At 61.2% G+C, this 14,139-nt stretch carries 12 protein-coding genes; 7 read left to right on the forward strand and 5 right to left on the reverse strand.

Annotated features, from left to right (window positions below; genetic code table 11):
* Window positions 1-41: 41 nt before the first annotated feature.
* Complete coding sequence (locus tag ACS3QZ_RS03790) at window positions 42-2,297, forward strand: sensor histidine kinase NtrY-like (RefSeq protein WP_456036641.1); 2,256 nt, start codon at window positions 42-44, stop codon at window positions 2,295-2,297.
* A gap of 6 nt (window positions 2,298-2,303) precedes the next feature.
* A complete protein-coding gene (gene ntrX / locus ACS3QZ_RS03795; RefSeq protein WP_456036642.1) occupies window positions 2,304-3,722 on the forward strand; it encodes a nitrogen assimilation response regulator NtrX in 1,419 nt (472 codons plus the stop codon).
* On the opposite strand, the gene ACS3QZ_RS03800 is transcribed toward ntrX, so the two are convergent.
* Window positions 3,719-4,156 (reverse strand): hypothetical protein, encoded by a 438-nt coding sequence (locus ACS3QZ_RS03800; RefSeq protein ID WP_456036643.1) that lies wholly within the window; start codon window positions 4,154-4,156, stop codon window positions 3,719-3,721. The genes ntrX and ACS3QZ_RS03800 overlap by 4 nt on opposite strands.
* Window positions 4,157-4,198: 42 nt before the next feature.
* Window positions 4,199-4,666, reverse strand: a complete 468-nt coding sequence (locus ACS3QZ_RS03805; protein ID WP_456036644.1) for a hypothetical protein — start codon at window positions 4,664-4,666, stop codon at window positions 4,199-4,201.
* 128 nt (window positions 4,667-4,794) lie between these two features.
* Between ACS3QZ_RS03805 and trkA the strand changes: the two genes are divergently transcribed.
* The 4 genes from trkA to hflX all read left to right on the forward strand — a co-directional run bounded on the left by trkA (window position 4,795) and on the right by hflX (window position 9,334).
* Window positions 4,795-6,171 carry a Trk system potassium transporter TrkA gene (trkA, locus tag ACS3QZ_RS03810; RefSeq protein ID WP_093094094.1) on the forward strand — a complete coding sequence of 459 codons (1,377 nt, stop codon included), beginning with the start codon at window positions 4,795-4,797 and terminating at the stop codon, window positions 6,169-6,171.
* A 4-nt stretch (window positions 6,172-6,175) separates the two neighbouring features.
* Window positions 6,176-7,693 carry a potassium transporter TrkG gene (locus ACS3QZ_RS03815; RefSeq protein ID WP_456039301.1) on the forward strand — a complete coding sequence of 506 codons (1,518 nt, stop codon included), beginning with the start codon at window positions 6,176-6,178 and terminating at the stop codon, window positions 7,691-7,693.
* 130 nt (window positions 7,694-7,823) lie between these two features.
* Complete coding sequence (hfq, locus tag ACS3QZ_RS03820) at window positions 7,824-8,063, forward strand: RNA chaperone Hfq (protein ID WP_008204623.1); 240 nt, start codon at window positions 7,824-7,826, stop codon at window positions 8,061-8,063.
* A complete protein-coding gene (hflX, locus tag ACS3QZ_RS03825) occupies window positions 8,063-9,334 on the forward strand; it encodes a GTPase HflX (protein WP_456036645.1) in 1,272 nt (423 codons plus the stop codon). Before hfq ends, hflX begins: the two co-directional genes overlap by 1 nt.
* Here the strand turns inward: hflX and ACS3QZ_RS03830 are convergent.
* Window positions 9,331-11,805: a penicillin acylase family protein gene (locus ACS3QZ_RS03830; protein ID WP_456036646.1), complete on the reverse strand. Its 2,475-nt coding sequence runs from the start codon at window positions 11,803-11,805 to the stop codon at window positions 9,331-9,333. The two genes, hflX and ACS3QZ_RS03830, sit on opposite strands and share 4 nt — an antisense overlap.
* Window positions 11,806-11,866: 61 nt before the next feature.
* On the opposite strand from ACS3QZ_RS03830, the gene ACS3QZ_RS03835 reads away from it, so the two are divergent.
* On the forward strand, window positions 11,867-12,760 hold the full coding sequence (locus tag ACS3QZ_RS03835; RefSeq protein WP_456036647.1) for an NAD(P)-dependent oxidoreductase: 894 nt from the start codon (window positions 11,867-11,869) through the stop codon (window positions 12,758-12,760).
* Here ACS3QZ_RS03835 and ACS3QZ_RS03840 read toward each other — a convergent pair.
* Both ACS3QZ_RS03840 and ACS3QZ_RS03845 read right to left on the reverse strand, forming a co-directional pair.
* Window positions 12,735-13,538 carry an alpha/beta hydrolase gene (locus ACS3QZ_RS03840; protein WP_456036648.1) on the reverse strand — a complete coding sequence of 268 codons (804 nt, stop codon included), beginning with the start codon at window positions 13,536-13,538 and terminating at the stop codon, window positions 12,735-12,737. The two genes, ACS3QZ_RS03835 and ACS3QZ_RS03840, sit on opposite strands and share 26 nt — an antisense overlap.
* A gap of 8 nt (window positions 13,539-13,546) precedes the next feature.
* Window positions 13,547-14,107 (reverse strand): lipid-binding SYLF domain-containing protein, encoded by a 561-nt coding sequence (locus ACS3QZ_RS03845; protein WP_456036649.1) that lies wholly within the window; start codon window positions 14,105-14,107, stop codon window positions 13,547-13,549.
* Window positions 14,108-14,139 lie beyond the last annotated feature (32 nt).

A 14,139-nucleotide genomic window follows, 5' to 3' on the forward strand; every position in this document is an offset into this window, starting at 1 on the left:
GTTGACCGCGCAAGCGGTGCAAAATCAATTGAGGGCGTCGGGTGGCAAGCCGGACAGATACGAGCCATTGGGCGAAATTCAGGCGTTTGCGTCGTCAGAGACGTGTCCAGAATGTCGCAACTTGGGGATTGGTGGTTCTGGGGCCTGTTCTGGCGGTCTGCACCTATCTGATTCTCGGTCCACTTGGGCAGGGCGCCAGCTCGGGCGCGCTGCGCACGATCCTTCTGACAGACCTCGTCTATGTGCTGGCGGTCGCGGCGCTTGTGCTGCAGCGCGTCGCGCGAATGATCGCGTCGCGCCGGGCCCAGTCAGCGGGGTCGCGTTTGCATTTGCGCCTGACCGGGGCGTTTGCGGCGCTGGCGCTGGTGCCGACAGTGACCGTTGCTGTTTTCGCCGGGCTGACGGTGAATATCGGTCTGGAGGGCTGGTTCAGCGATCGGGTGCGCCAGGTGGTGGGAAATTCTCTGGCGGCGGCACAAGCCTATGAGGCGGAGCATGTCGAGGGGCTTGAACTTGATGCCAAGGCGTTGGCGGAGTTTCTCAATGCCAGCCGCCGAGCAACGTTTTTCATGGATGAAGGCGATATCCGGGTGGTGCTGGCCAGCGGTCAGAACCAGATCCAGCGCGGGTTGAAGCAAGCCTATGTCATTGATGGTACTGCCAAAATCCGCGCTCGCGGGGAGCGGTCCTACCTGTTCTATTTCGTTGCGCCCACGCAAGCGGATTTCGACACGGCGACCGATGAGGGCATTGCCATCATCCGCGATCTGGAAAACAGTGAAATCCGGGCATTGGTCCCACTTGAAGCATTTGTTGACCGCTATCTCTATGTCAGCCGGGACGTAGATGCCGAGATTTTCACGCTGTTGGATGAAACCCGCGAAACGGCGCAGTTGTATCAGCAGTTGGAAAGCGAACGGGGGCGGGTGCTTTTTGAATTCGGCCTGATCTATATCGGGTTTGCGGTGATCCTGATTCTGGCTGCGATCTGGATGGGGATGTGGTTTGCCGAACGATTGTCGCGACCGGTCGGGCGCCTGACCGGGGCGGCGCAGCGCGTGGGCGCAGGGGACCTGGACGTTCAGGTCCTTGAGGAAGAGGGCGATGACGAGATTGCCATGCTGGGGCGGTACTTCAACCAGATGACCCGGCAATTGAAGGCACAGCGCGACACGCTTCTGGACAACAACCGCCAGATTGAGCGGCGGCGACGGATGTTCGATTCCGTTCTCAGTTCGGTCACCTCGGGGGTCGTGGGGCTGGACGACTCGGGGCGCGTGTCTTTCGTGAACCGCTCTGCAGAGCGGCTGCTGGATTGGTCGGATGACCATCAGACCATGGCGCTTTCGGTTGCGGTGCCGGAATTCGGAGCGATGTTCGATGCTTTGAAGAACTCGAACAACGAGATCGCGCAGGAAGAAATCAAGGTCACACGGTCGGGACGGCTGGAAAACCTGTTGGTGCGCATGTCGACGCGGCGGCGTGAGGACGGATCGCTCGAGGGATATGTGGTGGCATTCGACGATGTGACCAACCTCGTCACCGCGCAGCGCATGGCGGCGTGGGGTGATGTGGCGCGGCGGATCGCGCATGAGATCAAGAACCCGCTAACACCGATCCAGCTTTCGGCGGAGCGTATCCGGCGCAAATTCGCCAGCAAGGTGGGCGAGGACAGTGAAACGCTTGAACAGATGACAGACGTGATCGTGCGCCAGACCAATGATCTGCGCCGGATCGTGGACGAGTTTTCGAAATTCGCGCGGATGCCAGAACCGGAACGCAAGACCATCGACCTTGTCGAGTTGCTGAACCGCGCCGTGTTGTTGCAGGAAACCGGACAGCCGGGCGTACGGTTCGAAACGGATATTTGCAATGGTCCCCTTAGCGCGGACCTCGATAGCACGATGATTTCACAGGCATTGACGAACCTTATCAAGAATGCGGGCGAAGCGATTGAAACGCTTGTGGAAAAGGGGGCACCCGACGGGTTTGTACCCGAAATCCACATTCACTGTGAAGTGGAAGGCAGCAAGGCTGTAATCCGGATTGCCGACAATGGGATCGGCCTTCCCGAAGACCGGGCGCGGCTGTTTGAGCCTTATGTGACGACCCGCGACAAGGGGACCGGACTGGGTCTGCCGATCGTGAAAAAGATTATCGAAGAGCACGGGGGGACGCTCGATCTGTTGGACGCCCCGATATTTGAGAACAACGACCACGCTGGCGCGATGGCCGAAATTCAGCTGCCACTGGCAGGTGGGAGCGGGCAGGCCGGCGGGCAGAAAAATGACAAGTGAGGTCTCATGAGTGACATTCTGATCGTTGATGATGAACGCGATATCCGCGAGTTGATCTCGGATATTCTGCAGGATGAAGGGTATACCACGCGGCTTGCCGGGAACTCGGACGACGCAATGGCCGAGATCGCTGCCGAGCAGCCCGCCTTGCTGATCCTTGATATCTGGCTCAAGGACAGCAACATGGACGGGATCGACATCCTCAAGGCGGCCAAGCGGGATTACCCCGAAGTGCCGGTGGTGATCATTTCGGGCCATGGCAATATTGAAATCGCCGTCGCGGCGATCAAGCAGGGCGCATATGATTTCATCGAAAAGCCCTTCAATATTGACCAGTTGCTCGTCGTGATCCGCCGGGCCATGGAAACTTCGCGCCTGCGGCGCGAGAACACCGAGTTGAAGCGGCAGGACGTCAAACCCGCGGACATGGTCGGGGAAAGCGCTGCTTTCCGCACGCTTTTGGGGCAGCTCGACAAGGTCACGAAATCCAACGGACGGGTGATGCTGACTGGGCCTGCGGGCGTGGGAAAGGATGTGGCGGCGCGCTATGTGCATGCCAATTCGAACCGGGCTTCGGGGCCCTTCGTCACGGTCAACTGTGCGGGGATGGAGCCCGACCGGGTTGAGGAATTGCTGTTCGGCCGGGAAGGGGCCGAACGCGGCGTCGAACAGGGCCTTTTGGAACAAGCGCACGGCGGGGTGGTCTATTTCGACGAGGTGGCGGACATGCCGCTTGCCACGCAGTCCAAGATTTTGCGGGTGCTGGTGGACCAGCAGTTCCAGCGTGTGGGCGGGTCGGACAAGGTGCGGGTGGACCTGCGGGTGATCTCGTCGACCAACCGCGACCTGAAGGCGGAAATCGAAGCCGGGCGCCTGCGCGAAGAACTGTATCACCGTCTGAACGTGGTGCCGATCCCGGTGCCGTCCCTGGAGGAGCGGCGGGAAGATATCCCGATGCTGGCGCGGCACTTCATCGAGAGCTTCAATGAAACGCAAGGGTTGCCGATGCGTGAATTGAGCGAAGAGGCGGTTGCGCTGATGCAGACGATGGTCTGGCCGGGCAATGTGCGGCAACTTAAGAACCTGATCGAACGGGTTCTGATCCTTGGGGATGGCACGGGAGAGATCGAAGCCCGCGAGTTGCCCAGCGATTCCGGTGGGTCGCAGGAAGAGGACCGTGTGGTTCTTTCCGGGGCGCTGGCAACATTGCCGTTGCGTGAAGCGCGCGAAGCCTTTGAGCGGGAATACCTGCTGACCCAGATCAACCGGTTTGGCGGCAACATCAGCCGGACTGCGAATTTCGTGGGCATGGAGCGCAGCGCGCTGCACCGCAAGCTGAAGTCGCTGGGCGTGGTGACATCGAACAAGGCGGGCGCACGGGTGGCGCATATCTCGGATGATGAGGAAGCGCGCGAAGCCGGTTAATTCACCGGCTTGCTCAGGTCGACCAGAACCCGGCCCCCGCCCGGTTGCCGCACGGCACAGATCGAGGGGCCAATGGGCGGCGAGGTTGTGAGCGGGCGGTAGTTGCGCCCCTCGAGCGCTTCTTTCGGGCAGTAGGGAATGCTGACCCGCGAGTAGCCTTGTTGTTCCATGCAGCGTTGCACCGTCGAGTTCCGGCGCCCTTCGTTGGCGTCATAGATTTCGTTGCGATAACCGATGATCCGACCATCCGCACCAAAGACCGGGATCAGGTCGTTGATGATCATCGGCGGCACGGTGTTGGCGGCATAGGTGTTGCACTGGGCCCGCGTAACGTTGGCCTCCTGCGTGGTCGCGCCGACCTTGTACATGGGGGTATAATCCAGACAGGCGGACAGGCTCGCAAGGGCGACGAGGGAAAGATGCAGGCGTTTCATTTTGCCCTCCTTTGGGTCATGGACCGGATCGCGGCGACCGGTTCACAGTGGGCGCGACAGGTCGATCAGCGCGCGCCCACCGCCTTCGGTGGTTACGGCGCAGATATTTGCAGACGGGGTTGGTGAGCGGGTCAGGGGCGCATAGGACCGCCCGGCAAGCTGATCGCTTGTGCAGACCGGGAAGGTATAGGGTTCATATCCCTTGAGTCGCATGCATTGGGTTTGGTGCTGATTGCGCATATTGGCGTTCACGTCGGTCGAGGTGACAATGCCGCCGCCCCAGCCCCAGCCGCCGCCATAATACCCCACACCGCCATAGGGAATGGTCTGCGGGAAATTGGCCGCGGGGAACAGGCGGTTGGCTTCGATGTCGCATTCGGCTCGGTCGCGGTTAACGCGGTCGACGCCGGTTCCGGGTTTGATATAGGCCGAGTAACTGTTGGACGAGCACCCGGCCAACACCATAGCGACCAGGGCAAGGGCACTGAAAAGCTTTGTGTTTTTGTACATGATCAAATCCCCGGCTCTCAGGCCGATGAAAGCGCATGTCATGGGGCAAGGTCAATGGTTGCATTTGACCTCTGCGAGGCATTCTGTCATGGCTTGGAGCAAATCCCGGGGAGGCCGAGAAGCAAGTCATGAAGGTCATTATCTGTGGGGCCGGTCAGGTCGGGTGGCAGATCGCGCGACATCTTTCCGGCGAAAAAAACGACGTCACCGTGGTGGATAACAATCCCGAGCTGGTGCGCCGTGCCACTGACTCGCTGGATGTGCAGGGCATCGCCGGGTTTGCGAGCTATCCCGATGTGCTGGACCGTGCGGGGGCGCGGGACGCGGACATGATAATTGCCGCGACCTATTCGGACGAGGTGAACATGGTCACGTGCCAGGTGGCGCATTCCGTGTTCGCGGTGCCGCGCAAAATCGCGCGTCTGCGCAGCCAGGCCTATCTCGACGTGGTCTATTCGGACTTGTACAGACGCGATCACATGCCGATTGACGTGGTGATTTCGCCCGAGCTCGAGGTGGCCGAAGCCGCGCTCAAGCGACTGACGGCGCCTGCGGCCTTTGACACCGAGTTGTTCCTTGATGGAAAGGTTCAGATGTTGGGCCTGTCGCTGGACGAGGATTGCCCGGTGTTGAACACGCCCTTGCGCCAGCTGACCGATCTGTTCTCAACCCTGCGTGCCGTGGTGGTCGGGGTCAGGCGGCGCGGATCGTTGTTTGCGCCCGAACCCGGAGACCAGCTTTTTACCGGAGATGAGATCTACGTCTTCACATTCTCGGAGGATGTAGGTCGGACCATGGAGGTTTTCGGCAAGACGCAGAAGAAACAGGAACGCGCCATTATCGTGGGCGGCGGCAATGTCGGTCTGATGGTTGCGCAACGCCTCGAAAGCGGCGCGGAGCGGGTGCGGACAAAGGTGATCGAACGCAGCAGGGCGACCGCGGAAAAGGCCGCCGAGTCGCTCGAACGCACCATTGTCCTGCACGGAGACGGGTTGGATTCCGCCCTTTTGGCAGAGGCCGGGGTCGCGCGCGCAGACGCCATTCTTGCGGTAACGGACGATGACAAGACCAACATGCTGGCGTCCGTTCGGGCCAAGGCGAACGGGTGCCCCCTTGCGATTGCCCTGATCAATGATCCGACGCTGGCGCCGCTGATGGCGCCCCTGGGGATTGACGCCTTTATCAATCCACGCGCCACGACGGTAAGCTCGATCCTGCGCCACATTCGCCATGGCCGTGTGCGCGGGGTCTATTCCGTGGGGGACGCAGAGGCCGAGATCATCGAGGCCGAGGTGCTGTCGACCTCGCCAATCGCCGGACAGCAGGTACGCGACATTGATTTCCCAGAAGGGGTTCTGATCGGAGCCATCATGAAGGGAAAGGACGTGATCAAACCCAAGGGTGGAACGCGGGTTGAAGAGGGGGACGTGATCGCGCTTTTCAGCATGGCGGCGGATGTGCCCGAGGTCGAGCGCCTGTTGCAAGTGTCGATTGACTTCTTCTGATCCGATGCTGTCCCATCTTTCAAAACTGCCCCTCTTCCTGCACTTGGTGGCGCTTTCGGGGCTGTTGATGTTCGTTCCGGCGGCGATGGCTTCGGCGCAGAACGATGACTTCATCGCGCGCATGTTCTTTTACAGCGGGACACTGGTTCTGTTTGTCAGCACGTTGATCGCGATGGCCATTTCGGGAACGCGGGCGGCGGCGCGCACGGTGGATCTTTTGCTGGCTCTGCTGCTTGCCTTTACGGTGTTGCCCGCCGTGCTGGCCCTTCCATTCTATGAAGCGCTTGATACGACGAGTTTCATCAACGCCTATTTCGAGATGGTGTCCTGTATGACAACCACGGGGGCCACGGTATTTGCCGATGCCGACCGATTGGCTCCTTCTCTGCATCTGTGGCGGGGGCTGGTCGGCTGGATGGGCGGTTTGATGATGTGGATCGCAGCGTCGGCGGTGTTTGCGCCGCTGTCGCTGGGGGGGTTCGAAGTGACCGCGCGGGGCGAACCGGGGCAGGCGGAGCTGGGCGGCCAGATGCGGCAGGCCGCGCCCATGAAACGCTGGAAACGCGCGACGCAGGCCCTGGTGCCGGTCTATGCCGGGCTGACACTGGCGATCTGGGTGATGCTCATGGTTCTCGGGGACAAGCCGCTGACCGGGCTGATGCATGCCATGTCGACCATGGCAACCAGCGGGATTTCATCGGTTGGGGGGGTGCAGAACGCCGGTGCGGGGATCGCCGGGGAAGCGGTGATCTTTCTGTTCATGCTGTTCGCCCTGTCCCGAATGACGTTTTCGGCAGATACCGGGGCAGTGCGCCGAGAAAGCCTCGTCGAGGACCCGGAGTTCCGGCTTGGTCTTCTTCTGGTGGTACTGGTGCCGCTGATCCTGTTCCTGCGCCATTGGTTTGGTGCGATCGAGGTCAGTGAAACGCCGGATACGCTTGCGGCGCTCAAGGCCGCGTGGGGCGGGGTATTCACGGTTTTGAGCTTTCTGACGACGACGGGCTTTGAGAGTGCGGAGTGGCATGTGGCGCGGGATTGGTCGGGGTTGAGTTCTCCGGGGCTCATTCTTCTGGGGCTGGCGCTTGTCGGCGGTGGGGTGGCGACAACGGCGGGCGGGGTCAAGCTTTTGCGGGTCTATGCGCTTTATCTTCAGGGACTGGGCGAAATGGAAAAGCTGGTGCACCCGTCGGTGGTGGTTGGCAGCCGAGGCGGTGGTGCGCGCCGTATCCGGCGCCGTGGCGCGGTGATTGCCTGGGTGTTCTTCATGCTTTTTGCGATCTCGCTGGCGGGGATCACCATCATTCTTGCGGCTCTGGGAAGCGACTTTGAACAGGCGCTGGTATTGGCCATTTCGGCTTTGACCACAACCGGTCCGCTTACCCAGATCGCCGCCGAGGCGCCGATTGACCTCCTTGTGCTGGGATCGTGGGAGAAGGCGGTTCTGTGTGGCGCTATGGTGCTTGGGCGGATGGAAACGCTGGCGATCATCGCGTTGATATCGCCCGAGTTGTGGCACAAATGATGCGTTTGCCGCTGGCACGCGTCGTTGCATTCGAATTTTGGGGTGGAAACTCTGGAAACCGCACTCCATACTCGCCCCGATAAGAATGAACGCACCCGATGCACCCAACAAGAACAAAGGCAAGCGCGCGATGGCTTCGGACAGACAGAATCTCCAAGACGCATTTTTAAACCACGTCCGGAAAACCAAGGTTCCGGTCACAATTTTTCTGATCAATGGTGTGAAGCTTCAGGGCGTGATCACATGGTTCGACAATTTTTGTGTGCTGCTGCGCCGCGACGGTCAGAGCCAGCTTGTTTACAAGCACGCAATCTCGACCATCATGCCGGCCCAGCCCATCAGCCTTTATGAAGGTGAAGACGCCTCTTGATGGAGCATGATACGCAGGTTACCCGTGCCTGGGTCCTGCATCCCGACATTTACGGCGCCGACAAGCGGCGCGAGGCCTCTTTCGCTTTGGAAGAGGCCGTTTCTCTTGCGGCTGCTTTGCCAGAGCTTGAAGTGGTCGGTGCGACCAACGTGAAACTGCCCCGCGCGCATCCGGGCATGTTGTTCGGATCGGGAAAAATCGAAGAGCTTGGCGCGATGTTCAAGGCCAACGAGATTGAGTTGGTTTTGATCGACGGGCCGGTCACACCGGTGCAGCAACGCAACCTTGAAAAAGCGTGGAAGGTCAAACTTCTTGATCGGACCGGGCTGATCCTCGAGATTTTCAGCGATCGGGCGCGTACGCGCGAAGGCGTGTTACAGGTCGAGATGGCGGCGCTGAGCTATCAGCGCACGCGGCTGGTGCGGGCCTGGACCCACCTGGAACGTCAGCGGGGCGGGCTGGGGTTCGTGGGCGGACCGGGGGAAACCCAGATCGAGGCCGACCGCCGGGCGATTGACGAACAACTGGTGCGGTTGCGTCGGCAATTGGCCAAGGTTGTAAAAACCCGCGAACTGCATCGCAAGGCGCGCGCCAAGGTGCCTTTCCCGATCGTGGCGCTGGTCGGCTATACCAACGCCGGGAAGTCGACGCTGTTCAACCACGTAACCGGGGCGGACGTGATGGCCAAGGACATGCTCTTTGCCACGCTGGACCCGACAATGCGCGCGGTGCAATTGCCCGACGGCCCGGAAGTGATCCTGTCGGACACGGTGGGCTTTATCAGTGACCTTCCGACTGAACTTGTCGCGGCGTTCCGCGCCACGCTGGAAGAGGTGTTGGCGGCTGATCTGGTGTTGCATGTGCGCGACGTGGCCCATCCGGAAAGCGAACATCAGGCCGAGGATGTGCGCAGCATTCTGGAATCGCTTGGGATTGGCGACGAGACGCGCCAGATCGAGGTCTGGAACAAGATCGACCTGCTTGACCCGGAACAGCGCGCTGCGATGCAGGCCAAAGCCGGGCGTGAGGACGACATTTTCGCGGTGTCTGCTGTGACGGGCGAAGGGTTGGGCGATCTGTTTGACGCGATTGCCAAGGTTCTCGCTTCGGAAAAGACGCGTGAAACGCTGCATCTGGCATTTGCCAAAGGCAAGGAACGAGCGTGGCTCTTTAAGGAGGGCGTGGTGGAGTCTGAGACACAGGGCGAGGACGGCTTCGAGATCGAAGTGGTCTGGACCGCGCGTCAAGCCCGCAAGTTCGAAAGCCTTTAATCGCGCGCTTGGGGTGGCTTGATCCGGGTGACACCGACCGCTGCGGCACGGGCCAGTTCCGTGTCCAGCGACATCGGGATGTACTCGCCGCGCCGCCATAGCTGGGCCATGTCGTCATAGTAGCGTGACAGGAAGTGGCCCGATTGTCCGGTTGAAATCACAAAAACCGAGCTGTCCGGATCGGCAAAGTCATAGACCCCGCGGTATCCGGCGGCGTGGACGTTGTGAAATGGGTCGGGTGCGGACCCGCTCGTGCGGCCGCGCTGAAGCGTGTTGTCGCCGCCGGAAGTGGACTGGCGAATGTTCACGAAATACTTGAGGAGCGGCACCTCTCCAAGGACCTGATGGTCATGGGTGGCTTGGTGGGCATCGCCCCAACGCAGGGACTCAAGCTGGGTGCCATAGCGCTCTTCGATCCAGATCAGCGCATCATCCAGTGCGAGCCGGGCCATGTCTGTGCAGCTTTCCTTGGGCGCACTCTGGGCCACGTCGCACCAGTGGCTTGCGCCGTCCAGGTTGCGGAATACACGTTCTATGAAGAGCGGCTCCACGCGGGTAAACTCATCGGCAAGCGGACCGAGATCGTCGCGGATCAGGCGATCCTGCAAGGCGCGCACCCAAGCCGCATAGATCAGCGGTTCCGGCATGTGCTCGTTCATCTCACCATTCCATTCTGCCAGCAGAGTCAATGCACGCTGGCGCTGGCGTTCGCGAGTGCCGTCTGGGGCAGCCTCGCCAGTGAACCAGAGATCGGCGCCGATCAGGGGCAGCAGCGCGCGGGCCGAGAAGCTCACTGTATCAAGCTGGGTTTCGACAAAGCTGTCGCGGGTGTGAACCTGGCGCTCCTGCATGAGCCGTTGCCAGCGCTGGATCCGCTGGCTGTCACCCCATTCAAAGGAGACATGCAGCGGGAAGGGGCGTTCGACCACCTTGTTGTTGGTGTTCCCGACGATGCCGCCAACGGGGGACACGAAACCGGGGTTGGACACATAGGGAAAGGTGCCCTGCCAGCGATTTTCAGTCCGCCAGCCGGGCGCGGGCAGGCGACCCTGGCTCTGGTGTCGCGCGTCGCGACGGGGCATGGCACCGACCAGTTTGAGAGCAATCGTTTCCTGATCGGCCAGCGTCAGGTTCTGGGAGGGTGAAACATAGGCTTCGGCAGCGGCAAGGGCCTGTTGCACGTTCTGCGCCCGCATCAAGGCGACAGCGGCGCTCGTCGAGGTATCCTGTCCGCTGAGGGCGGTCCAGCTCAGCGAGGCGACATGTCCCTTGGGCGTTATGCTGGCCAGATTGTAATGGGTGCCGGGCAGGACCGGGCCATTGTCTGTCCAGCGAAGGGTGATGGTGATCGGGCTTTCATCCTTGATATGGATAATGGATTTGCGTGTCTCGAAACGCTTGTAGCCGCTAGGAGTTTGGTACTCCTCGGGGTTGTTGGGGTTCAGCTTTTCGATGAACACGTCCTGATCGTCGAGATAGGACGAAGTCAGCCCCCAGCCCAATGCGTTGGAGCGCCCGGTCAAGATGGCCGGAATGCCGGGTATTGTGCCGCCGATCACCCCGCCCGAGGAAAGCTCCATGCGTGCCAGGTACCAGATGGCCGGGGCAGACAGGCCAAGATGGGGATCATTGGCGAGCAACGTGCCCCCTGAAGCGCTGCGGGTGGCGGCGGCGGCCCAGGCATTCGAAGCGCCGGCAAGGCCGCGTTGGGGAAAGGGCGAGAGCGGGGTGTCGGGCATCGGGATCGAGGCCGCGTAACGCGGGGCGTCGTGAACAAGGGCGGCATATTCCGGCAGCGCGGCCACACCGGCGCCGGGGGCGTCGGGCAGGATGTCGGACAGGCGTGTCTGATCCTTGAGCGCGAGCGAAGTGCGTGCGCGCAGCACCTCTTCTTCCAGATGACCGGAGAGCTGGAGCGCCATGAGCTTTTGCACGGCGAGAGAGTCGGCGGGCTGCCAGGGGGCGATGGCTTGCGAGAAGAGGAACAATTCGGGGGCGCCGCGCCCGAGTGAGCTGACGTTGATCTCGTCAATGCGGGTGTTCACGCCGTTGGCATAGGCCCGCAGGGCGCGGGTGGTGTCGGCATCCTGAGCGCTGACCGATTGCTGGGCCAGCGTGTATAGATCAAGGCGGCGCAGGAGTTTGTCGACTTCGAGCGTGCTGCGGCCAAAGACTTCGGACAGGCGCCCCTGAACCGTGCGGCGCAGGGTGATCATCTGCCAAAGCCTGTCCTGTGCGTGGGCGTAGCCAAGGGCAAAGAACACGTCCTGATCGCTTTCGCCGAAGATATGCGGGACGTTTGCATTGTCGCGAACGATATTGACTTGGGCGGTCACGGCCGGCGTGATCAGAGCCTTGTCATAATTGGGCAGAGAGCGCGAGGCGAGATAGTAAACAAACAAGACCGTAACGACGGCCAGAATCACCAAACCGCTGGCAATCCGCAGAAGCCATTGAATTATTGAGGCCAAAGTGCCGCTCCGCATTGTGTCTTGCGTTCTGCCCGTACAGGCGGGACAAGTATTACGACGAATGATTGCGAGGGAAAAGCAAATGGCAAAAGTGGCATTTCTGGGCTTGGGAGTGATGGGCTATCCGATGGCGGGGCATCTGGTGAAGGCCGGTCATGAAGTCACTGTATACAACCGCACGACGGCCAAGGCCGAGGCCTGGGCCAAGGCGCATGGCGGTAATTTTGGGGCCACGCCCGAGGAGGCCGTGCAAGGTGCCGCGTTCGTGATGGCCTGTGTTGGCAATGACGATGACCTGCGCTCGGTTTGTGTAGGGGAAGGCGGGGCCTTTGCCGGCATGAGCGAAGGTACAACTTTTGTCGACCACACTACCGTGTCGGCCAAGGTCACGCGCGAGATGTATGCCGCGGGCAGGGACAAGGGCATCAGCTTTGTCGACGCGCCGATTTCGGGCGGTCAGGCGGGGGCCGAGAACGGGGTATTGTCGATCATGTGTGGCGGCGATGCCGCGGCCTATGAGGCGGCCGAACCGATCATGGATGCCTATGGGCGCACGATCAAACGGCTGGGCGAAAGCGGGGCCGGGCAGCTTACCAAGATGGTGAACCAGATCTGCATTGCCGGGCTGGTGCAGGGTTTGAGCGAGGGGCTGCATTTTGCAGAGAAAGCCGGGCTTGACGGGCGCGCGGTGGTTGAAGTGATATCGGGCGGCGCTGCGGGCAGCTGGCAGATGGCGAACCGCTATGAAACCATGATTGACGATGAGTTCGACCACGGGTTCGCGGTGGACTGGATGCGCAAGGATCTTGGGATTTGCCTTGCCACGGCCAATGAGAATGGCGCGAGCCTGCCGGTGACAGCGCTGGTGGATCAGTTCTACAAAGATGTGCAGAAGCTGGGTGGTGGGCGGTGGGACACATCGAGTCTTATCAAGCGCCTGAGGGCGATGGGCTGATCAGCCCGGCCTTGGAAAACAGCGACATCATGTGATCCCAGTACGGCGTCCCGTCCGGGGCACCGTCCTGCAGCAGCGCCTGCATAGGCGCGTTGTGGCCGCGTCGGGTACAGGTGAGCAGGGTGAAGGACGTGCCATGGTTCTCGGCGGCGGCGCGGGCCAGTTCCGCGTTTTCAGGCGCGATGATGCGGTCCTGCTGGCTATGGAGCATCAATACGGGCGGTCCAGTTGGAGAAAGTGCCCAAGGATGGGCCAGCGCGGCCCCCAAAGCAATGACGGCATCCGGTTTGGCCGCTGCGGGCAGGTTGTCGGGCGGATAAGCCAGAGCCAGCCCGGCGATCCCGCCAGCGGAAACACCGAGAACGGCGATCTTGTCACTGTCGATGTCGAACGGGTTGCGATTGGCGCGCAGAAAGTCGATGGCCGCGCCGAGATCCTGTCTTGCGGCTTCGAGTGCGGGGCCGAGCATGCGTTTGGCGATCTTGACACCGCCTTTTAGCGCGCGCCTGCGGTTGTGTTGAATGGCGCGCCGATCCGGCGCGGAAAAAGCGTCGAGACTTGTCCCGAGTCGATAGTCGATAGACGCGAGCGCCACCCCCATATCGCAAAGGCGCTCGGCAAGGGTTTTGACCCGTGGCCCGTGCCGGTCGCCTTTGAAGAAACCGCCGCCATGGGCCTGTATCACCAGGCCTGATGCCGGACCGTCCGGCTGATACAAATCGAGCGCCAGGGGCTGGCCCGGGCGCTCGGCATAGATGATATTCCGTGTCTGGCGCACCCGCGCGATCAGGGGATGATACGGGTGTATTTGATGCCTTCGAGTGTCGCGCCCAGCTTGAGGCCCGCCTGTCCGAAGATCACCGCGATCACCGGGGCAAGGAGGTTGGTGGTTTCCGCACTCAGATCACCGCCTTCGTTGGCCACCACGTATTCCACACCTGCACCGGCGGCCCAGCCGCTGGAGTGACGAAACTCGGTCAGAGCGCCTTCTGTCATGAAGAACAGCACATGCGCATACTGGTTGGCTCCGATCTGGAATCCGACACTGCCCTTGGTTGCCGAGTAGTAGTCGACCGTGACGTCATTCACCCGCAAGGCGCCGCGGCCATAGCCGCCGCCGACACCAAACCCGGCCTCGGTCACGACCGGCATGACCAGCATGCCCGACGCCTTGTCACGCAGGTCGGTAGTATTGGGATAGTTGCTGTAAAGATAGTTCAACGTGGCATCGACCCGTGCGTCGATCTCGTTGGCGCCATTGCTGCCGACACCGTTGCCACAGGCGGCTGTCATGCCTGCCGCCGCGAGGCCGGTCAGCGCAAAGCCGCGTCTTGTCATCCTGTCCATAGTGGTTTGCCCGTATTTTGATTGTTGTCTGC

It is taken from the genome of Shimia sp. W99 (assembly GCF_053851455.3).